The sequence below is a fragment of the Sphaerisporangium sp. NPDC005288 genome (assembly GCF_040607475.1).
In the GTDB taxonomy this organism is placed as follows: Bacteria; Actinomycetota; Actinomycetes; order Streptosporangiales; family Streptosporangiaceae; genus Sphaerisporangium; species Sphaerisporangium rhizosphaerae.
Map to the genome: position 1 here is coordinate 127,806 of NZ_JBEXGT010000021.1, position 19,558 is coordinate 147,363.

Genomic DNA, 19,558 nt, shown 5'->3' on the forward strand with positions numbered 1-19,558 from the left:
CGAGGAGCCGATGCACAAGGATCTGCTGCGCCTGGCGCGCACCGTGCCGGCGGTCCGCCTGCACCTGATGGTGTGCCTGGCGGCGGCCGTCCTCGCCGGGTCGCTCGTCCTGGCGCAGGCCGAGCTGCTGTCGGGTGTGCTCTCAGGGGCGTTCACCACGGCGGCCCTGCTCCCGCTGGCGGCCGTGGTCGTGGTGCGCGCGCTGCTGGGCGGCCTGCAGGGCGTCACGGCGGGGCGCACCGCGACCGCGCTGAAGTCGGTGCTGCGGCGCGAGCTGCTGGCGCGGCTGCGCGACCTCGGGCCGGGCGGGCTCAGCGCCCGCCGGTCCGGCGAGCTGGTCACCCTGGCCGGACGAGGGCTGGACGCGCTGGACCCCTACGTCACCGGCTACCTGCCCGCGGTCGCCGTCGCCGGGGTCGTGCCGGTCGCCGTGCTGGTGCGGCTCCTCGCGGCCGACCTCGGCACCGCCGTCATCGTCCTGCTCACGCTGCCGCTGATCCCGGTCTTCGGGGCGCTGGTCGGGTGGCAGACCAAGGCGGTCACCGAGCGGCAGTGGCGGGCGCTGTCGCGCCTCGGCGGCCACTTCCTCGACGTGGTGCGCGGCCTGCCGACGCTGCGCGCGTTCGGGCGCGCCCAGTACCAGGCCACGGTGGTCCGGCAGGTCGCCGACGCCCACCGTTCGGCCACCATGCGAACCCTGCGGGTGGCCTTCCTGTCCTCCCTGGTGCTGGAGCTGGTCGCCTCGCTGTCCCTCGCGCTCGTCGCGGTCCCGGTCGGCCTGCGGCTGCTGTCGGGGTCGCTGGACCTGCGCACCGCCCTGCTGGTGCTGCTGCTCGCTCCCGAGGCCTACATCCCGCTTCGCATGATGGGCACCAGGTTCCACGCCGCCATGGAGGGGGTCGCCGCGGCCGACGACGCCTTCGCCGTCCTGGAGCGGACCACCTCCGGCGCCCTCGACACGCCCGTACCTGCCCCGGCCGCCGCGATGCCGGCCGGTGTGCCGGAGATCAGGCTGGAGAACGTCACCGTCCGCTACCCGGGGCGCGAGGACGCCGCGCTCGACGGCGTGTCGCTGACCGTCGCCCCCGGCGAGCGCGTGGCGCTGGTCGGCGAGAGCGGCGCCGGCAAGAGCACCCTGCTCCACCTGCTGCTCGGCTTCGTCACCCCCTCCGAGGGCCGCGTGCTGGTCGATGGGGTGGACCTTTCCGCCGTGGACGCCGGCCGGTGGCGCCGCCGCCTGGCGTTCGTACCGCAGCGCCCCCACCTGTTCGCCGCCTCCGTCGCCGACAACATCCGGCTCGGCTCCGACGCCTCCGAGCAGCAGGTCCACGCCGCGGCGTCGGCCGCACGGGCGGCGGAGTTCGCGCAGGCGCTCCCCGAGGGGTACGCCACCGTCGTCGGCGAGCGCGGGGCCGACCTGTCGGCGGGCCAGCGGCAGCGCGTCGCGCTGGCGCGCGCGTTCTGCCGCCCGGACGCGCAGGTGCTGCTGCTGGACGAGCCGACCGCGCGCCTGGACGGCAGGAGCGAGGCCGCCATCGTGGCGGCCACCCGGACGCTGGCCGAGGGCCGCACCGCGGTCATCGTCGCCCACCGGCCCGCGATGATCGAGCTGGCCGACCGCGTCGTCCGCGTGGCCGACGGCAAGATCATCTCCGACCGCCCGTCCTCCCCGCCCGGCGACGCGCTCCCCGTCCCCGCCGCCCCGAAGCCCTCGCCCGCCTCCGGCGACGCGACCTTCCCGTCCCCGTCCACCCCGGCGAGGAATCCGGCGAACGGGGACCCCCCACCCACCCCGAAGCCGCCGACGACCTCCGGCGAGGCCATCCGGTCCGCCGCGGAGCCGGTGCGGGTCGCGGGGCCGGGCGGCGAGGGCGGGACGACGCTGGGAGGCGGGCGATGACCACCGGCACGCCGACCGGGCCGGTGACCAGCCCGGACGCGTCCGTCCCCGGGAGGAACCCGGTGTCCTGGCGGAACCCCGTGTCCGGGATGGGCGGGCGCACGCTGACCGCCGTCGCCGCGGGCGCCGCCGCCGAGCTGGCGTCGCTGGCGCTCATCGGCTGCGCCGCCTGGCTGATCACCCGGGCCGCCGAGCGGCCGTCCCTGGCCGCCCTCAGCGTGGCGATCGTCGGGGTGCGGGCCTTCGCGACCAGCCGGGGCGTGTTCCGGTACGCCGAGCGCCTGGCCGGGCACGACGTGGCACTGCGCGCGCAGGCCACGACCCGGGAGCGGTTGTACCGGGCGCTCATCCCGGCCCGCCCGCCCGGCCACCGGGGCGCCGACCTGCTGAGCCGCATGGTCGACGACACCGACGCCGTCCAGGACCTGCTGGTCCGCTGCCTGCTGCCGGCCCTCGCCGCCCTGGTGACGGCCGTCGCCGCGGTGACGCTGGGGGCCTTCCTGCTGCCCGCCGCCGCGCTGGTCCTGCTCGCGGGCCTGCTGCTCGCCGGTGTGCTGCTGCCCGCCGGGACGGCCGCCGCCGCCCGCCGGTGGTCGGCGCGCCTGGCGCCCGCACGGGCCGACCTGGCGGCCCGGGTCGCCGACCTGGTGCACGGCGCCGCCGACCTGGCCGCCTACGGGGCCGGGGACCGGGCGCTGGCGTCCGCCGCCGAGGCCGACGCGCGGCTCGCGGCGCTGGAGCGGCGGCAGAGCCGGGCGAACGCCGCGGCCCTGATGGCCGGCACCCTCGTTCAGGGCCTCACGGTGGCCGCCGTGGTGCTGACCGCCCAGCGGGCCCAGCTTGGGACGGTGGCGACGGCCGTGCTGACGCTGACGGCCCTGGTGTCGTTCGAGCCGGTCCTGCCGCTGGCCGCGGCGGGCGAGCGGTTCGCCGGGGTGAGCGCGGCCTTGCGCCGGCTGCGGGAGGTCCAGGCCGTCCCGGCCGCCGTACCCGAGCCGGCCGCGCCCGCCCCCGCGCCGCGAGGCCCGCTGACCGTCGAGGTGGCGGACCTGGTGGTCCGCCACGCGCCCGGCCGCCCCGCCGCGCTGGACGGCGTCGGCCTCACGCTGACCCCCGGCAAGCGGGTGGCCGTGGTCGGGCCGAGCGGGGCGGGCAAGAGCACGCTGCTGTCCGCGCTCATGCGCACGACCGGCTTCGAGTCGGGGAGCATCCGCCTCAACGGCGCCGACGTCCGCGCGTTCTCCACCGACGACGTCCGCTCCCTGATCACCGGGCTGACGCAGGACCCCTATGTCTTCCGTGCGACGCTGCGCGACAACCTGCGGCTGGCCGGTCCGGACGCCGGTGACGACGAGCTGGCCGAGGCGGTGCGCCGGGCGCGGCTGGACGCCTGGGTCGAGCGCACCGGCTGGGAGGTGACGCTGGGCGAGGACGGGCGCACGGTCTCCGGCGGCCAGCTCCAGCGGCTCGCCCTGGCGCGCGCGCTGCTGCACGACCCGGAGGTCCTGCTGCTCGACGAGCCCGCCGAGGCGCTGGACGGCGCCACCGCCGACGCCCTGATGGCCGACCTGCTCGACGCCACCCACGGCCGCACGACGCTGCTGGTCACCCACCGCCTGCACGGCCTGGAGGGCGTGGACGAGATCGTCGTCCTGGAGTCCGGCCGCGTGACACAGCGCGGCCGCCACGAGGAACTGATCTCCGCCCCCGGCTACTACCACGACCTCTGGCACTCCGAGGCCCTCACCACGCCCTCCGCCTGACCACCCGCACCGATCCGGTCGCCTGATGCCGAAACGCGGGGTAGTGGTTTACATCGCAAACCTGTTTGGTTTATAGTTCAAACCAGTTTGCGGTGCGGTGTGAGGAGAGGGTCATGCGGGCAGGTGAGGCCGAGGACGCCGAGGGTGAGCGGGCGCTCAGTCCGGAGGAGATGCTGGGCATCATCGAGGACCAGCGGGCGGCGGCGGCCCGGCATTTCGCCGGTCCGCTGCCCGCCTTCTACATCATGTGGGGGCTGGTCTGGCTGATCGGTTACGGCGCCCTGTTCGTGCGCTACGGGGCGTCGGGGCGGCCGCAGGGGCCGCTCTCGCTGGGCATGGCGCTGACGATCCTGTTCGGCACGATGATCCTGGCCCTGGTCATCACCGGGTACGCCGGGTGGCGGCAGGGCAGCCAGGTGCGCGGCGCCTCGCAGGCGCGGGGCGCCATGTACGGCCTGAGCTGGTTCTTCGGCTACATGCTCGTCGGGGCGCTGTGCGGCCACTTCGGCGGGCTCCTGCCCGAGGCCGAGCGCACCCTGCTCTGGTGCTGTGTCTCGATGCTGGTCGTCGGCCTGCTGTTCATGGCCGGAGGGGCCGTGTGGGGGGTGCGCCAGATGTTCGCCGTGGGCGTCTGGGTCACCGTGGTGAACGTCGCCGGCGTGGTCGCCGGCCCCGGGCTGCACGCGCTGTTCTCCGCCGTGGGCGTGGGCGGCGTCTTCATCGCCATGGGCGTGGGCATCCACCTGCGCACCCGCCTGCGGCCGGGCAGGGCATGAGCCCGTCCGCCGGGCTCCCCGAGCTCGACCCCGTCATCCACGCCCAGGCGCGCCTGCGCGTCGTCACCGCGCTGTCCACCCTGGCCGAGGGAGACCAGATCAGCTTCCCCGGCCTGAAGGACATCCTCGGCATGACCGCCGGCAACCTGTCGGTGCACCTCAGCAAGCTCGAGAGCGCCGGATATGTCGAGATCGGCAAGACCCACCGGGGGCGCACCCCGGTGACGTACGTGGCGCTCACCCGGCGGGGGCGGCTGGCCTTCGACGACTACACCGCCGCCATCCGGGCGCTGCTCGACATGGCCGGCGCCCAGCCGGCCCCGGCGCGCGCGCGGGAGATCCGCGCGGCCGGCGGCGAGACGGCGCCTTCGGCGCCATCCGGTACAGACCAGAAAGAGACGGGGCAGGAACCATGACCGAGACGCTCGCTCGCCTCGAGGAGGTCGCCCGCCGGTACGGCGAGGTGACCGCGCTCGACACCACATCGCTGGAGATCCGGGAGGGGGAGCTCATCGGCCTGCTCGGCCCGAACGGCGCCGGCAAGTCGACCCTGGTCAACCTGCTGGCCGGGCTGCGGCGGCCGTCCTCGGGCTCGGTCAGCCTGTTCGGCGGCCCGCCCGGCGACCCGGCCCGCCGCCGCCTGCTCGGCATGACCCCGCAGGAGACCGGGCTCCCGCCCACCCTGCGCGTGCGCGAGTGCGTGGACTTCGTCGCGGCCCACTTCCCCTCGCGGGCCGACCGCGACGAGCTTCTCGAGCGCTTCGGACTCACCGGCATGCGCGACCGGCAGATCGGGGGCCTGTCGGGCGGGCAGAAGAGGCGGATCGCGGTCGCCCTGGCGTTCGCCGGGCGGCCGCGGCTCGTCCTGCTCGACGAGCCCACCACGGGGCTGGACGTCGAGGCCCGCCGCGCGCTGTGGGAGGCCGTGCGCGCCTTCCACGCCGATGGAGGCACCGTGCTGCTGACCAGCCACTACCTGGAGGAGATCGAGGCGCTGGCCCAGCGGGTCGTCGTCCTTGGCAAGGGCCGGGTGCTCGCCGACGACAGCCTCGCGGCGGTGCGCGGCATGGTGGGCGTCCGCCGGGTCAGCCTGACCGCCGCCCACCTGCCCGAGCTACCGGGCGTCCTGCGCGCGGAGACCGACGGCGACCGGACGCACCTGGTCACCGCCGACGCCGACCGGCTGGTCCGCGAGCTGGTCGGGTCGGGCGTGCCCTTCTCGGGCCTGGAGATCCGGGCCACCACGCTCGAGGAGGCGTTCCTGGCGATCACCGCCCGGGACGACGCGCCCGCCGCCGCCTGAGCTCCCCGCTGACAGCCCCTGCCCGCCCCCCGAGGGAGAGTCCTGTGTCGCTCGTCGTCACGCACGTGAAGTACCAGTTCCTCGAGACCATCCGCATCCCCATCGCGGTGATCGGCAACACCTTCTTCCCCTCCGCCTCGATGCTGTTCTTCGTGGTCCCCTTCGCCGGCGGCGACCCGGTCGCCGCGACGTTCGCCACGGGCTCGATGATGACGTTCGCGGTCATGGGGACCTGCCTGTTCTCCTACGGCGTCGGCGTCGCCGAGGACCGCGCGCAGCCCTGGGACCCCTACCTGCGCACGCTGCCCGCCGGCGCCGGGCCGAGGTTCGCCGGCCGGCTGCTCAACGGCCTGGCCTTCCTGGCACTGGCCCTGCTGCCGGTGGTCCTGATCGCCGCGCTGCTCACCGAGGCGACGGTGACGCCCCTCGGCGCGCTGCTGGGCCTCGGCGCGCTGGCCGTCGCCGCCGTCCCGTTCACCATGCTGGGCCTGCTGATCGGTTACGCGCTTCCGTCGAAGGCGGCGATCGCCGTCGCGCAGGTCGTGTTCCTGCCGATGGCGTTCGGCAGCGGGCTGCTCACCGGCCCGGGGCGGGCTCCGGGCTTCATCGAGGCCATCGCCCCCTACCTGCCGGCGCGCGGCGCGGTGGAACTGGTGTGGGCCGCGACGGGGGACTTCACCCCGCACCCCCTCGCGCTGGTGATGATGGCGGTGTGGACGGTGGTCGCGGGCGGCCTGGCCGCCTGGGCCTACCGCCGCGACGAGGGCCGCAGGTTCTCCTGAGCTCCCACGCCCCCTGCTCCCCCGGTGCTCAAGCCCCCTGAGGCCGACACTCCTCGGGCGCCGGAGCCCCTGAGGCCCGCCTCCCTGGACACCGGAGAGCCCCTGAGACCCGCGACCTGCTCGGTCGCGGGCCTCAGGGGAAGGGCAGACGCGCCGCCGGGCCCGCAGCGTACCCGGTGGCGCGTCCGGTCCTGGAGACGGTCAGCTCGTCACGGTCTTCTCGGTGAGGGTGACGGTGGCCGTGGAGGTGGCGCCGCCCCGCTGGTACGTCACCTCGATCTTGGTGCCGGGCTGGAAGCCGCGCACCGCGCCGACCACCGTCTCGGCCCCGGACACCTGCGTCTGGCCGATCTTGGTGATCAGGTCACCGGCCTTGAGCCCCGCCCGCTCGGCCGGGCTGCCCTCCTGCACCGTTCCGATGACGGCGCCGGGGGTGTCGCCGGTGGCGTCGGCCAGGGTGACCCCGAGGTAGGCGTGGCTGACCTTGCCGGTCTTGATCAGCTGGTCGGCGACCTGGCGGGCGGTGTTGATGGGGATGGCGAAGCCCACGCCGATGTTGCCCTCGCCGCCGTTGGTCGCGATGGCGCTGTTGACGCCGACCACCTGGCCGGAGGCGTTCACCAGGGCGCCGCCCGAGTTGCCGGGGTTGATCGCGGCGTCGGTCTGGATGGCTCCGCCGATCGTCGTGCCGGAGCTCTGCGGCTGGCCAGGCTGCTGCTGGCCGGGTTGCTGCTGGCCGAACCCGCCGTCGCCCCAGCCCGGCGGGAGCTGCGGGCGCTGCTGCTGGGACTCGCCGCCGACGGTCAGCGTGCGGTCCAGCGCGCTCACGATGCCGGCGGTCACCGAGCCCTCCAGCCCCAGCGGGCTGCCGATGGCCAGGACGGCGTCGCCGACCCTCAGCTTGTCGCTGTCGCCGAGCGTGGCCTTGGTCAGCCCGGACACGTCCTTCGCCCGCACCACGGCGAGGTCGGTGGCCGGGTCGGTGCCGACGACGTCGGCCGAGGCGACCTTACCGTCGCTGAACTTCACCTGGAGCTTGGCGTCCTGCCCGGCTCCGGCGACCACGTGGTTGTTGGTGAGGATCAGGCCGTCCTCGGACAGGACCACCCCTGAGCCCTCGGCCTGGCCGGCGCCGCTGGTCACGGTGATGGAGACCACGGAGGGCTGCACGGCCCGCGCCACGTCGGCGACCGTCGCGGCGGCGGTGTTGGACGCCGGACGGACGATCGGGCTGGAGATCACGGGCTGGGTCCCGGCGGCGGCCGTGGCGACGAAGGCCCCCGCGGCCCCGCCTCCGATCGCCACCGCGGCCAGGGCGAGGCCCGCCATCGCCTTGCGACCGGTGGTCCACCACCCGCCCGCCGGGCCACCGGCCGGCACGGCGCCCGCCGCGAAGGGCGGCAACTGCTGGGTGTCACCGGCCGGCCCGCCCGGTGCGCTCCAATGGTGCCGGAAGCCGCCCGTCTGGGGCGCGGTCCGGCCGAACTGCGTCCAGCCCCGCGCACCCGGCGCCTCCACCGGGGTGGTCTCGCTGGTCGTCTGCTCACGCGGGTCTTCGGTGCTCATCTCTTTCCCCCAAGGTCGTCCGCATGCGCCGCTATTCGGCGGCGGCCGGTTGAGGACCGGTAAATCAATGATGGCGCACCGGCGATAAGAACGTCCTAAGCCCTGACTGAAGGTCTGCTGAACGTCGCCTGGAGGTTGTCACCGGCGGCGGCACGGCGGTCGCCGACCGGCGGAGCGACCTGCGGAAATGGCGCTGACCTGCATTATCGCCGTCCCGACTGCGGCGGAAATGTAAGGCCGGGATAAGGAGAAAGGGGGCCCGGTGAATTACCGTGGGCGCCGCGCTCCCGACGAGGTCTCCCGTCGCGCCGGCTTTTCCCACGAGTGCCGGGTGATCATGCGGGTAGGTTTCCCCCGCGACGGTTCGCACACCGTCGTGAAACGCTTTCCGGGGGTATCGATATGCGACATAAACTGATATTGGCCGTGGTGATGTCCGGGCTGCTGACGGTGGCCGCGCCCGCCTTCGCCGGTGACGGGGACGGTGACGGCGACGACGACGCGCTGGACTGGCTGTGGCAGCAGCAGGTCGAGCACCCGTCCCAGTTCGTCACCGCTCCGGACGTCACCGGGCAGCCGCACACGATCGGGTTCGCGGACATCGACGGGCACGCCGTCACCGAGGGCGACATCATCATCGGCACGCCCGCCGACGCCTCCGCCGGGAAGATCCAGTTGCCGGGCGTCTTCCCCGGGACCGGCCGCCTCACCCCGCCCCCACCGGGAGAGCAGGGGCCGGGAGAGCCGGTGACGGGCGCGCAGGACCCGCCCCGGGTCATGCCCGGCTCACCTCCGGCCGCGCCTGCTCCACCTCCGACCAGGCCGGCCTCACCACCGGCCCCGCCGGCTTCACCTCCGGCCGCGACTGCTTCATCTCCGACCGGATCGGCCTCACCTGCGGCCAGGCCGGCCTCGCCACCGGCCGCGCCGGGGCCGCCGTCTGGGCGGCCGGCGCGTCTCGCCGCCTGCCCCGGGTCCTCGGCGGGCGCGGGCACCACCCAGGCGGGCGCGCTGTGGCCCGACCGGAGGGTGCCCTACGTCCTGTCCCCCGCGCTGACGCCCGGGGCGCGCGAGGCGGTCGTCCAGGCGATGAAGGATTTCCACGACAACACCTGCGTGCGTTTCGTCCCGCGCACCGACGAGGCGGGATATCTGAACGTCATCTCCGGCAAGGGCTGCTATTCGTACGTGGGACGCATCGGCGGGCAGCCGCAGGACGTCTCGATCGGCGCGGGGTGCGAGCGCAAGGGCGTCGCCATTCACGAGTTGCTGCACGCCATCGGCTTCTACCACGAACATTCGCGCTCCGACCGGGACTCCGCGGTGACCGTCCATCTGGAGAACGTGCTGAAAGGGTACGAGCCCCAGTTCCAGAAGCTGGCGCCCGAACAGAACCGGCTGTTCGGGACGCTCGACTACGGGTCGGTGATGCTGTACGGCAGGAACTTCTTCAGCGCCAACGGGCTGGACACCCTGGTCCCGCTCATGCCGGTGCCGATCGGCCAGCGGGAGGGCTTCAGCCGGGCCGACCTGACGGCCGTGCGCTCGCTCTACGACTGCCCGCCGGCCGTCGCGAAGCCTCCGGCGCCACCCGAGGAGCCGCCCGTGAAGCCCGGCGAACCACCCGCGAAGCCCGAACCGCCCGTGAAGCCGGAACCACCCGTGACGCCCGGCGGACCATCCGTGAAACCCGAGCCTCCCGCGAAGCCCGGACCGCCGGCGGAGCCCGGACCGCCGGCGCACCTGGGGTCACCCGCGATGCCGCAGCCGGCCGCGGGGCTCCCGGCGCTCGCGCCCTGACCGGCGCGAGCGGGCGACCGGGCGGGATCAGCCGGCGGACGGCCAGTACTCGTCACGCAGCAGGCGCTTGTAGAGCTTCCCCGTGGGATGGCGGGGAAGCTCCGGCCGGAAGTCCACAGATCGGGGGCACTTGTAGTGGGCGAGGCGGTCGCGGCAGTACGCGATGAGCTCGGCCGCGAGGGCAGGCCCGGCCTCGGCCGGATCGGCGGCCTGGACGACGGCCTTCACCGCCTCGCCCATCTCCTCGTCGGGCACCCCGAAGACCGCCACGTCGGCCACCTTCGGGTGCAGGGACAGCACGTTCTCCGCCTCCTGCGGGTACACGTTGACCCCACCAGAGATGATCATGTAGGAGCGGCGGTCGGTGAGGTACAGGAAGCCGTCCTGGTCCAGGTAGCCGATGTCGCCGAGCGTCGTCCACCCCCGGCCCTTCGGGTCGCCGGCCGCGCGCGTCTTCTCCGGGTCGCCGTGGTACTCGAACCGCGGCCCGTCGGAGAAGTACACGGTGCCGTGCTCGCCGGCCGGCAGCTCCTCGCCGTCCTCGTCGCAGATGTGGACGACGCCGAGCAGCGGGCGCCCCACGGTGCCCTTGTGGGCGAGCCAGTCCTCGGGACCCACGTACAGGAAGCCGTTGCCCTCGGTGCCCGCGTAGTACTCGTGGACGACCGGCCCCCACCAGTCGATCATCTGCTCCTTGACCGGGACCGGGCACGGCGCGGCCGCGTGGATGGCGCAGGTCAGCGAGGACAGGTCGTACTTGCGGCGCACGGCCTCGGGGAGCTTGAGCATCTTGATGAACATGGTCGGCACCCACTGCGAGTGGGTGACGCGGTACTTCTCGATCAGCGCCAGCGCCTGCTCGGGGTCGAACCTCTCCATCACCACGACGGTCGCGCCGATGCGCTGGAAGGCCATGCAGTAGCGCAGGGGCGCGGCGTGGTAGAGCGGAGCCGGCGACAGGTACACCGCGTCGGACGACGGGTCGAACAGCAGCCGGACCAACCCCACCAGTGCGCCGGGAGCCTCGAGCGGCGCGCGGCTCAGCGGTGGCTTGACGCCCTTGGGACGGCCGGTGGTGCCCGAGGAGTAGAGCATGTCCGCCCCCTGGCACTCGTCCTCGACGGGAAGCGGCGGGTGCTCGGCCACGGCCCGCTCGTAGGAGGCGAAGCCGGGGGCGACGCCGTCCATCATCAGCCTGAGCCGGACCTTCGGCGTGCGCTCGGTGACCGAGGTGGCGACGCCGGCGAGCGCCGCCGAGGAGATGAAGACCTCGGCCTGGCAGTTGTCCAGGATGTAGGCCAGTTCGTCGGGCTGAAGACGGGGGCTGATGGCCGTGTAGTACAGCCCGGAGCGGTGCGCCGCCCATGCCACCACCAGGAACAGCGGGTGGTTCTCCAGCATGAGGGCGATGTGCTGCCCGGGTCGCAGCCCGGCCGACCGGAACAGCCGCGCCAGCCGGTTGGACTCCTCGTCCAGTTCGCGGTAGGTCACCACCCGCCCGGAGCCCGCCATGATCACGGCAGGTTTGTCGGGCGTCTCGGCCGCGACCGCTCCCGGGTACATAAAACCGAACCGTACTCGGTTATCTCGCCGCGGAAAAGCACCCGCTGATCGGCGCGGCGCCGGCCCGCCGGCCCGGCGGGCATGGGAGGTCTCCGCGCGACTTTGCCCGGCTTGGAGGACGACGGGACTTCCTGGCGTGTCCGCGACGTTCTCGTAGCCGGTAGCCGACCTACTGCTGGGTAGCGTGATCGATAGGTTGACACCCGACCACGGAAGGACCACGGCCATGGTCGACAAGTGGGAAGTCAAGCGCGGACTGGCCGACGCGCTCAATGATCACGATGTGAGCCGGATGCTCGAACTTTTCACCGAGGACGCCGTTTTAGTCTCCCCCGTAGGAGTGGCGGAGGGACACGAGCAGATCGCGTGGGTCTACGAGCAGTTCTTCCAGGGATTTCCGGACCTCCACCTGGAGGTGTGGTACGAGGCCACCAGCACCGACAGACCCATGATGGTCGAATGGACGGGGACCGGCACGCACACCGGGCCGTTCCTGCTGCCCGACGGGCGGGAACTGGAGCCGACCGGTCGCCGTATCACACTGCGCGGCACCTGCGCCTCCTTCGTCGAGGACGGCAAGATCGTCACGCACCGGGAGTACTTCGACCAGTTGGAGCTGTACACCCAGCTCGGCCTGCGTCTGTCGACCGACGACCCGGCCGGCGCGTAGCCCCCCACAGGGAACTCACCCGATGCGGCGCCCGGTTCCCCTCGCCCCTGCCATGCCGTCCCGGGCCTGCGGTCAGGCGGCGGTGCGGTACGGGTCGCGCAGCGGCTCGACGCGGGCGGCGAAGTCCGCCTTGACCTTCTCCATCCGGGGGCCGGGAGCGTAGAAGCGTCCCTTGGTCTCGCCATAGGGGGTGAGCCAGTCGCGTGCGGCCAGCTCACGAAGGTCCCGGGCGGCCTGGCCCTGGCTGAGCGACTCCTCGGCCTGGTAGGTGCCGCGCCGCAGCCGCCTGCTCACGAAGACCTGGTACAGCGCGGAGACGCACCGGGTGTGCAGGCCCTCCTTGTCGACCTGCTCCTCGAGAAGCGTCCACACCTCCCCCGCCTCGGCCAGCCGGCGCCGCACCCGCTGCGCCTGCATGTGATGCGCCCGCAGGCAGAACCGCACCCAGGGCAGGGTCTCGCCGTGCGGGCTCCAGTGATCGCGCCCGACGTCCCTGAGGGCGTCGTAGTAGTCGTAGGTGGTGCGTCCCTCGCCCAGCCATTCCTCGATGGAGCAGAACTCCGGCGCGGTGATCTGGTCGCGGCCGAGCACCAGGGTCTGCAGGGCCCTGGACATGCGCCCGTTGCCGTCCCTCCAGGGGTGGATACGCACCAGGTTGAGGTGCGCCATGGCGGCCCGGACGTAGGCCGGCTCCCCGAGGTCTCCGGCGTTGAGCCACTCGACCAGCTCGTCCAGCAGCCCGGGGACGTCCTCGGCGTCCGGGCCCTCGTACACCACCTGGCCGGTGGCGGAGTCGCGGACGTAGATGCCGCCCGGCCGTACGACGCCAGGGGTCTTGTCGGGGTGGTGGCCGATCATCATGAAGTTCAGCGCGTGCAGCAGGCCCTTGTCGTAGCCGAACGAGCGGGCCGTCGACAACCGACGGACATAGGTGAGCGCCTGCTTGTAGCCGGAGATCTCGCTGGCGACCGCATGCGAGGTCTCCAGCGGCTCCTCCCCCAGCATGATGGACTCGATGTCCTCCACGCTGGCCCGGTAGCCCTCGATGGAGTTGGACCCCTGGATGGCACGCGCCTGGAGCTGGCGCCGGAGCTGCCCGTCCCAGCGGTGCGGCTCGGCCAGGCGGTACTTCAGGTCGCGGCGCATGTCCTCGATCTCGCCGAGCACGGCCTTGTCGGCCGGCTCCAGCTCAGGGGTTCCGTAGATCACCCCCTTATAACAGCATGGACGAATCATCCGGTCAAGCGACCGAATGATTCGTCCATAAATGTCCCTGCGCTCCGGCCGGCGTGTGCACCGGGCCGGTGACGGCCCGGTCCACACCGCGGCGAGGACCGGGCCGTGCCGAGGTCAGACGGCGGCGGTCTCGGCCACCGTGGCCGGGGTCAGCGCGATGGCCAGCACCTCCCGCACGTCGCTCACCGCGTGGACGGTCAGCTCGTTGCGGACCTCCTCGGGCACGTCGTCCAGGTCGGGCTCGTTGCGCGCCGGGATGAGCACCGTGGTGATGCCCGCCCGGTGGGCGGCGAGCAGCTTCTGCTTGACGCCGCCGATCGGCAGCACCCGGCCGGTCAGCGAGACCTCGCCGGTCATCGCCACGTCCGAGCGCACCGGGCGGCCCGACAGCAGCGAGGCCAGGGCGGTGGTCATCGTGACGCCCGCCGAGGGGCCGTCCTTCGGGATCGCGCCCGCCGGGACGTGGATGTGCACCGACCGGTCCTTCAGCGACCCGACCGGCAGCTCCATCTCGGCGCCGCGCGAACGCAGGTAGGACAGGGCGATCTGCGCCGACTCCTTCATCACCTCGCCGAGCTGGCCGGTGAGCGTGACGGCCGTGGAGCCGGTCTCAGGGTCGGCCAGCGACGCCTCGACGTACAGCACGTCGCCGCCGGCGCCGGTCACCGCGAGCCCGGTCGCGACGCCCGCCACGGCCGTGCGCTGCGCCGACTCCGGCAGCGAGGACTCCGGCACGTGCCGCGGCCTGCCGAGGTAGCCGACCAGGTCGCCGGCCCCGACGTGCACCGGCAGCGCCGCCCGCTCCAAGGCCGCGTTGGCCGTCACCTTGCGCAGCACCCGGGCGATCGCCCGCTCCAGCGAGCGGACGCCGGCCTCCCGGGTGTACTCGCCGGCGAGCCTGCGCAGCGCCTCCTCCTCGACGGTGACCTCCGAGGAGGTCAGACCGGCCTTGTCGAGCTGGCGGGGCAGCAGGTGGTCGCGGGCGATCGCGACCTTCTCGTCCTCGGTGTAGCCGTCGAGGGTCACGATCTCCATGCGGTCGAGCAGCGGGCCGGGCACCGCCTCGAGGACGTTGGCGGTGGCCAGGAACAGCACGTCGGACAGGTCGAGCTCGACCTCCAGGTAGTGGTCGCGGAAGGTGTGGTTCTGCGCCGGGTCCAGCACCTCCAGCAGCGCCGCCGTCGGGTCGCCCCGGTAGTCGGCGCCGACCTTGTCCACCTCGTCCAGCAGGACGACGGGGTTCATGCTGCCGGCCTCGCGGATCGCCCGCACGATGCGGCCGGGCAGCGCGCCGACGTAGGTGCGCCGGTGACCGCGGATCTCGGCCTCGTCGCGGACGCCGCCGAGGGCGACGCGGACGAACTTACGGCCCATGGCGCGGGCGACCGACTCGCCGAGGGAGGTCTTGCCGACTCCGGGAGGGCCGGCCAGCGCCAGGACGGCGCCGCTGCGGCGGCCGCCCACCACGCCGAGCCCCTGGTCGGCGCGCCGCTTGCGGACGGCGAGGTACTCGATGATGCGGTCCTTGACGTCGTCGAGGCCGGTGTGGTCGGCGTCGAGCACCGCCCGCGCGGCGGTGATGTCGTAGGAGTCCTCGGTGCGCTCGTTCCACGGGATGTCGAGCACGGTGTCCAGCCAGGTGCGGATCCAGCCGGTCTCGGGCGACTGGTCGGAGGTGCGCTCGAGCTTGTCGACCTCCTTGAGCGCGGCCTCGCGGACCTTCTCCGGCAGGTCGGCGGCCTCGACGCGGGCGCGGTAGTCCTCCTCCTCGGAGGCGGCGTCCCCGTTCAGCTCGGCCAGCTCCTTGCGGACGGCGGCGAGCTGCTGGCGCAGCAGGAACTCGCGCTGCTGCTTCTCCATGCCCTCCTGGACGTCCTTGCGGATCGTCTCGGCGACGTCCAGCTCGGCCAGGTGCTCGCGGGCCCACTCGACCAGCCGGGCCAGCCGCTCGGCCGGGTCGGCGTTCTCCAGCAGCTCGACCTTCTGGGGCGTGGTGAGCCACGGCGCGTACCCTGAGCTGTCGGCCAGGACCGAGGCGTCCTCGATCTGGTTGATGGCGTCGACGATCTGCCAGGCGCCGCGCTTCTGCATGATCGTGGTGGCCAGGGCCTTGTACTCCTTGGCCGCCTCCTCGGCGCGGCCGTCGGCGGGGACGGTCTCCATGCGGGTCGACTCCACCCACAGGGCCGCGCCGGGGCCGGTCGTGCCCGAGCCCATGCGCACCCGCTCGACACCGCGGACGACGGCGGCGGGCTCGCCGCCGGGAAGCCTTCCGATCTGCTCGACGACCGCCGAGACGCCGACGGCGCCGTACTTGCCGTCGATGCGCGGAACAAGCAGCACGCGCGGCTTGCTCTGCTGGGAGGTGGCCCGCGCGGCGTCGATGGCGGCGCGCACCTCGGCGTCCGACAGGTCGAGGGGAACGACCATGCCGGGCAGGACGACCTCGTCGTCCAGCGGAAGCACCGGAAGGATCAAGCTCTCACTCATGCGAACTCCAAGGGTTGAGTTACATCGACTCAATTAATGAGAGCCCGAGATTGTTCCCATGTCTGCGCTTGTTCGCTTGCAGCGATCGTAATTCTGTAATCGACATTGCCGGACGCGCTGCCCGCCCGCACGCCAACGGCACCGCACTAGACACGTCTTCGCAGGTCAGCGCATGACGAGCGGCCACTCGGACGACGACCGCGGCCGGCCACCGGCGGTGGCCTCGACCCCGGCGGCGCCCGATCAGCCCCTCGGTCGGGAACGACGGGCCACCTCGTGATCACGCGGGGCCGCCGCCTCGCCGCGTGTTCACTCGCCGGGGCGCACCAGGCCGGTCTCGTAGGCGAAGACGATGGCCTGGGCACGGTCGCGCAGACCGAGCTTGGCCAGGATGCGGCCGACGTGGGTCTTCACCGTCTGCTCCGCCACCACCAGCCGTCCGGCGATCTCCCCGTTGGACAGGCCCTGGGCCATCAGCGCCAGCACTTCGGTCTCGCGGCCGGTCAGCTCGGCCAGCCGTTTCACGGTCGGCGCCCGCGGCCCGCCGAGCCGGGCGAACTCGGCGATCAGCCGCCTGGTGATCGACGGGGCCAGCAGCGCCTCCCCCGCGGCGACCACCCGCACGGCCTCGACGAGCTGCTGTGCGGAGGCGTCCTTGAGCAGGAAGCCGCTCGCCCCCGCCCGCAGCGCCTCGTAGACGTAGTCGTCCAGGTCGAAGGTCGTCAGGATCAGGACCTTGGTGGCGGTCCCGGCGAGGATGCGGCGCGTCGCCTCCAAGCCGTCCATCACTGGCATGCGGACGTCCATCAGCACCACGTCCGGCGTCAGCTCGCCTGCCCGCGTCACCGCCTCCTGCCCGTTGACGGCCTCCGCGACGACCTCGATGTCGGGCTGGGTGCCGAGGAAGGTGGTGAAGCCGGTGCGGACCATGCCCTGGTCGTCGGCGATCAGGACACGGATCACGGCTCCTCCGGCGCGGCGGGTTCGGCGGGGGCGAGCGGAAGGGTGGCCGTCACCCAGAACCCGCCGTCCGTCATGGGCGCGGCTTCCAGGGTGCCACCCAGCAGTGCGGCGCGCTCGCGCATTCCGGCGATCCCCTGGCCCGGTGCGTCCGGGGTGCCGGGCGCGGGCGCGCCCGAGGGGCCGTTGGTCACGCTCAGCCGTAGCTCGGCGACGGTCCGCTCGATCTCGGCCCGCACCGGCGCCCCGGGCGCGTGCCGCATCGCGTTGCTCAGCGACTCCTGCAGGATCCGGTACGCCGACAGGCCGACCGCGGCCGGCAGGTCGAGAGACCCGGACACCTCGGCCGTGACGGCGAGCCCCGCGGCCCGGACGTTGCCGATCAGGTCGTCCATCCGGTCCAGCCCCGGCTGCGGCGCCGTCTCCCGGCGACCGTCCGAACCACGCAGGACGCCCAGCACCTGGCGCATCTCGGCGAGCGCCGCCAGCGACAGCACCCGGATCTCGGCCAGCCCCGCCTCCAGGGCCGCGACGTCGCCGTGGGCCCGCAGCGGCACGGCCTCCGCCTGGATCGCGATCACCGACATGTGGTGGGCGACGATGTCGTGCAGCTCTCGGGCGATGCGCGTGCGCTCCTCCAGGACGACGCGCGCCGCCCGCTGCTCCTCACCGCGCCGCCGCTCCTCGTCCAGCCGGCCGGTCGCCCGCCTGCGTGCCCGGATGTTCTGGCCGAACAACAGGGCCACCGTCACCAGGACCGTGGCAAGGAACATCGAGTTCGGATGGATGATCCACGCACCCACCATTGAGACGATCCAGACCCCGATCGCGACGTCGCGATCCGCGCGCACGGCGATCGAGTACGCGCAGAGCAGATAGGTGATCGCCTGGGCCACCACGTAGGGCATCACGCCGTCACCGTGGCCGGCGGCGCCGCCCATCGCGCCGTCGAGGATGCGCGGGTTGACCAGGCCGCCCACCACCGCCGCCATCGCCGAGATCCGCCACGCCGCCACCGGCCAGCGCTCGCGAAGAGCGACCGGCACCGCGTAGGCGGCGGCGAGCACGATCAGGACGGGCCCATCGGGGGAGAAGTGGGACGCCACCGCCTCCGTCTCCAGGTACGACACGCCGGTGCCGAGCAGGATGAAGGCCAGCGCCAGGTCGGCGACGACGACGAGGTCGACAGTGGCGAACGGCAGCCACCGCGCCCACGCCGGCACGGCGGGCCGCAGCCACCGCGACCGCGGGCCCGCGGGCTCCGCCGTCCCCGTGACCAGCGCCGCGGTCAGCGGCGACGCCAGCCGGACGAGCCCGGACCAGGCACGCGAGATCACCGCCCCAGCGTACGAGCCACGACCCCACCCGGCGTCACCCTCAGGGGTGATCCGACCGCCTCACCCCGTGGTGCCATCGCGCCGCACGGCCGTGTACCGGGGCGGGAGCGGAGAAGACCGCACCTGGCGGGGACGCGGGTCAGCGATCGCGATTCCTAGCTTGCTGCTGTGTTCGCGGCGGCGCGCCGCGAACTGGACAGGAGGCTCCCTCATGGCCAGGAGCGCTTTCGCAGCGATCTCCCTCACCGGCGCACTCGGCGTCCTCACCCTGCTCGCCCCCACTCCCGACGACCGGATGGCCGAGGTCTTCGGCGACCTCGCGACGGCGGACCGGGTCGCCGTCATCGTGCCCGGCGCCGACGTCACGCGTGCCACCTTCGACGGCGGGCGGCGCAAGGCGTACAGCACGCCGGGCGGCGCCGCGCGCGCCCTGATCGCGCAGGTGCGGGGCCTTGATCCGGCGGCCCGGCCGGCGGTGGTCGCCTGGCTCGGGTACGACAGCCCGCGGGCCATCAGTCTCGCGGCGGCCACCGACGCGGTCGCCGAAGACGGCGCCCGAGAACTGCGCCGCGCCGTCGCCCGTGTCCGCTCGATCACCTCTGCCCCGGTGACGCTGCTCTGCCACAGCTACGGCTCCGTGGTCTGCGCGAAAGCCCTGCCAGGCCTGCCCGTGGCCGACGTGGCCGTCTTCGGCAGCCCCGGCCTCGGGGTCGGCCGGGCGGGGGATCTCGGCACCCGGGCCCGGCTGTGGGCCGGCCGCGGCGGGAACGACTGGATGCGTTTCGTCCCCCCGGTGCGCATCGGGCATCTCGGTTTCGGCGCCGACCCGGCGCGCCCCTCGTTCGGCGCCCGCGTCTTCGCCGCCGGAGCGGCCGGGCACAGCGATTACTTCCAGCCCGGTGGCGTGTCCCTGCGGAACCTGGCGTTGATCACGCTCGGCCGCGCCTCCGAAGTGAGCGCGCCGTGACGCGGGCGCACGACCCGGCCGGACGGATCTGGGCCAGGCTTGCGGCGATCCGGACGAGATGCGCGTCCCCTGACGCCCGGCCGCGGCCCGCGTCACCGGCGGCACTGCCGGGGTGGCGGGCGTGGGACGCCTTCGCCGGGCGGATCGAGGCGGGCACGCCGGCCACGCGCGACCGGGGAGCCGACGCGCTGCGCGCCCTGGCGATCCTTGGAGTGATCGCGGGGCACTGGCTGGTGACCGCCTGGGTGGTGGACGATCTCGGCCATCTCCGGGTCACCAGCCCGCTCTCCGCCATGCCCGGCCTCGTCCCGCTGTCGTGGGTGCTCCAGACGCTGGCCGTCTTCTTCTTCGTGGGCGGGTACGCGGCGGGGGGGGGGGCAGGCGGGGGGCAGCGCGGCCGGGGGGGAGGGAGGGTCGGAAAGAAAGAGAAGATGTGGGTGGTAGA

Annotated in this window: 15 protein-coding genes and 1 pseudogene; 10 read left to right on the forward strand and 6 right to left on the reverse strand. The window is 73.5% G+C overall.

What is annotated here, in order from left to right; translation table 11 throughout:
• Positions 1 to 10: 10 nt before the first annotated feature.
• From cydD to ABZU32_RS21185, 6 genes are all read left to right on the forward strand, one after another.
• Complete coding sequence (cydD, locus tag ABZU32_RS21160) at positions 11 to 1,900, forward strand: thiol reductant ABC exporter subunit CydD (protein WP_354924430.1); 1,890 nt, start codon at positions 11 to 13, stop codon at positions 1,898 to 1,900.
• Positions 1,897 to 3,663: a thiol reductant ABC exporter subunit CydC gene (cydC, locus tag ABZU32_RS21165; RefSeq protein WP_354924432.1), complete on the forward strand. Its 1,767-nt coding sequence runs from the start codon at positions 1,897 to 1,899 to the stop codon at positions 3,661 to 3,663. Before cydD ends, cydC begins: the two co-directional genes overlap by 4 nt.
• Positions 3,664 to 3,776: 113 nt before the next feature.
• Positions 3,777 to 4,439, forward strand: a complete 663-nt coding sequence (locus tag ABZU32_RS21170; protein ID WP_354924434.1) for a hypothetical protein — start codon at positions 3,777 to 3,779, stop codon at positions 4,437 to 4,439.
• Positions 4,436 to 4,855 carry a transcriptional regulator gene (locus ABZU32_RS21175; protein WP_354924436.1) on the forward strand — a complete coding sequence of 140 codons (420 nt, stop codon included), beginning with the start codon at positions 4,436 to 4,438 and terminating at the stop codon, positions 4,853 to 4,855. Before ABZU32_RS21170 ends, ABZU32_RS21175 begins: the two co-directional genes overlap by 4 nt.
• Entirely contained in the window at positions 4,852 to 5,742 is an 891-nt protein-coding gene (locus tag ABZU32_RS21180; protein ID WP_354924438.1) for an ABC transporter ATP-binding protein, read from the forward strand. The genes ABZU32_RS21175 and ABZU32_RS21180 overlap by 4 nt, the downstream gene beginning before the upstream one ends.
• A gap of 44 nt (positions 5,743 to 5,786) precedes the next feature.
• Entirely contained in the window at positions 5,787 to 6,524 is a 738-nt protein-coding gene (locus ABZU32_RS21185; protein WP_354836192.1) for an ABC transporter permease, read from the forward strand.
• A 201-nt stretch (positions 6,525 to 6,725) separates the two neighbouring features.
• Here ABZU32_RS21185 and ABZU32_RS21190 read toward each other — a convergent pair whose 3' ends face one another.
• Positions 6,726 to 8,090, reverse strand: a complete 1,365-nt coding sequence (locus tag ABZU32_RS21190; RefSeq protein ID WP_354924440.1) for a trypsin-like peptidase domain-containing protein — start codon at positions 8,088 to 8,090, stop codon at positions 6,726 to 6,728.
• 402 nt (positions 8,091 to 8,492) lie between these two features.
• On the opposite strand from ABZU32_RS21190, the gene ABZU32_RS21195 reads away from it, so the two are divergent.
• A complete protein-coding gene (locus ABZU32_RS21195; RefSeq protein ID WP_354924442.1) occupies positions 8,493 to 9,890 on the forward strand; it encodes a M12 family metallopeptidase in 1,398 nt (465 codons plus the stop codon).
• Between the two features lie 27 nt (positions 9,891 to 9,917).
• Here the strand turns inward: ABZU32_RS21195 and ABZU32_RS21200 are convergent, their stop codons facing one another.
• A complete protein-coding gene (locus ABZU32_RS21200; RefSeq protein ID WP_354924444.1) occupies positions 9,918 to 11,453 on the reverse strand; it encodes an acyl-CoA synthetase in 1,536 nt (511 codons plus the stop codon).
• A 226-nt stretch (positions 11,454 to 11,679) separates the two neighbouring features.
• Here ABZU32_RS21200 and ABZU32_RS21205 point away from each other — a divergent pair, with 226 nt between their 5' ends.
• Positions 11,680 to 12,123: an ester cyclase gene (locus ABZU32_RS21205; protein ID WP_354924446.1), complete on the forward strand. Its 444-nt coding sequence runs from the start codon at positions 11,680 to 11,682 to the stop codon at positions 12,121 to 12,123.
• Between the two features lie 72 nt (positions 12,124 to 12,195).
• On the opposite strand, the gene ABZU32_RS21210 is transcribed toward ABZU32_RS21205, so the two are convergent.
• From ABZU32_RS21210 to ABZU32_RS21225, 4 genes are all read right to left on the reverse strand, one after another.
• A complete protein-coding gene (locus ABZU32_RS21210) occupies positions 12,196 to 13,332 on the reverse strand; it encodes a Fic family protein (RefSeq protein WP_354924448.1) in 1,137 nt (378 codons plus the stop codon).
• 141 nt (positions 13,333 to 13,473) lie between these two features.
• Positions 13,474 to 15,849, reverse strand: coding sequence for an endopeptidase La (gene lon / locus ABZU32_RS21215; protein ID WP_354924450.1), 2,376 nt, complete (start codon positions 15,847 to 15,849; stop codon positions 13,474 to 13,476).
• 309 nt (positions 15,850 to 16,158) lie between these two features.
• On the reverse strand, positions 16,159 to 16,812 hold the full coding sequence (locus tag ABZU32_RS21220; protein ID WP_354836204.1) for a response regulator transcription factor: 654 nt from the start codon (positions 16,810 to 16,812) through the stop codon (positions 16,159 to 16,161).
• Positions 16,809 to 18,146 (reverse strand): histidine kinase, encoded by a 1,338-nt coding sequence (locus ABZU32_RS21225; RefSeq protein ID WP_354924452.1) that lies wholly within the window; start codon positions 18,144 to 18,146, stop codon positions 16,809 to 16,811. The genes ABZU32_RS21220 and ABZU32_RS21225 overlap by 4 nt, the downstream gene beginning before the upstream one ends.
• A 211-nt stretch (positions 18,147 to 18,357) precedes the next feature.
• Between ABZU32_RS21225 and ABZU32_RS21230 the strand changes: the two genes are divergently transcribed.
• Both ABZU32_RS21230 and ABZU32_RS21235 read left to right on the forward strand, forming a co-directional pair.
• Positions 18,358 to 19,113, forward strand: coding sequence for an alpha/beta hydrolase (locus ABZU32_RS21230; protein WP_354924454.1), 756 nt, complete (start codon positions 18,358 to 18,360; stop codon positions 19,111 to 19,113).
• Positions 19,110 to 19,558: pseudogene (locus ABZU32_RS21235) on the forward strand (hypothetical protein); the annotation flags it as partial. The gene ABZU32_RS21230 and the pseudogene ABZU32_RS21235, both read left to right, overlap by 4 nt.

Excerpts from the sequence above, each read along its gene's own strand:
- ABZU32_RS21195 (WP_354924442.1), top strand. The coding sequence starts at position 8,493 with ATGCGACATAAACTGATATTGGCCGTGGTGATGTCCGGGCTGCTGACG.
- ABZU32_RS21170 (WP_354924434.1), top strand. The coding sequence starts at position 3,777 with ATGCGGGCAGGTGAGGCCGAGGACGCCGAGGGTGAGCGGGCGCTCAGT.
- ABZU32_RS21175 (WP_354924436.1), top strand. The coding sequence starts at position 4,436 with ATGAGCCCGTCCGCCGGGCTCCCCGAGCTCGACCCCGTCATCCACGCC.
- ABZU32_RS21200 (WP_354924444.1), bottom strand. The coding sequence starts at position 11,453 with ATGTACCCGGGAGCGGTCGCGGCCGAGACGCCCGACAAACCTGCCGTG.
- cydD (WP_354924430.1), top strand. The coding sequence starts at position 11 with ATGCACAAGGATCTGCTGCGCCTGGCGCGCACCGTGCCGGCGGTCCGC.
- ABZU32_RS21230 (WP_354924454.1), top strand. The coding sequence starts at position 18,358 with ATGGCCAGGAGCGCTTTCGCAGCGATCTCCCTCACCGGCGCACTCGGC.
- lon (WP_354924450.1), bottom strand. The coding sequence starts at position 15,849 with ATGAGTGAGAGCTTGATCCTTCCGGTGCTTCCGCTGGACGACGAGGTC.
- ABZU32_RS21180 (WP_354924438.1), top strand. The coding sequence starts at position 4,852 with ATGACCGAGACGCTCGCTCGCCTCGAGGAGGTCGCCCGCCGGTACGGC.
- cydC (WP_354924432.1), top strand. The coding sequence starts at position 1,897 with ATGACCACCGGCACGCCGACCGGGCCGGTGACCAGCCCGGACGCGTCC.
- ABZU32_RS21190 (WP_354924440.1), bottom strand. The coding sequence starts at position 8,090 with ATGAGCACCGAAGACCCGCGTGAGCAGACGACCAGCGAGACCACCCCG.
- ABZU32_RS21205 (WP_354924446.1), top strand. The coding sequence starts at position 11,680 with ATGGTCGACAAGTGGGAAGTCAAGCGCGGACTGGCCGACGCGCTCAAT.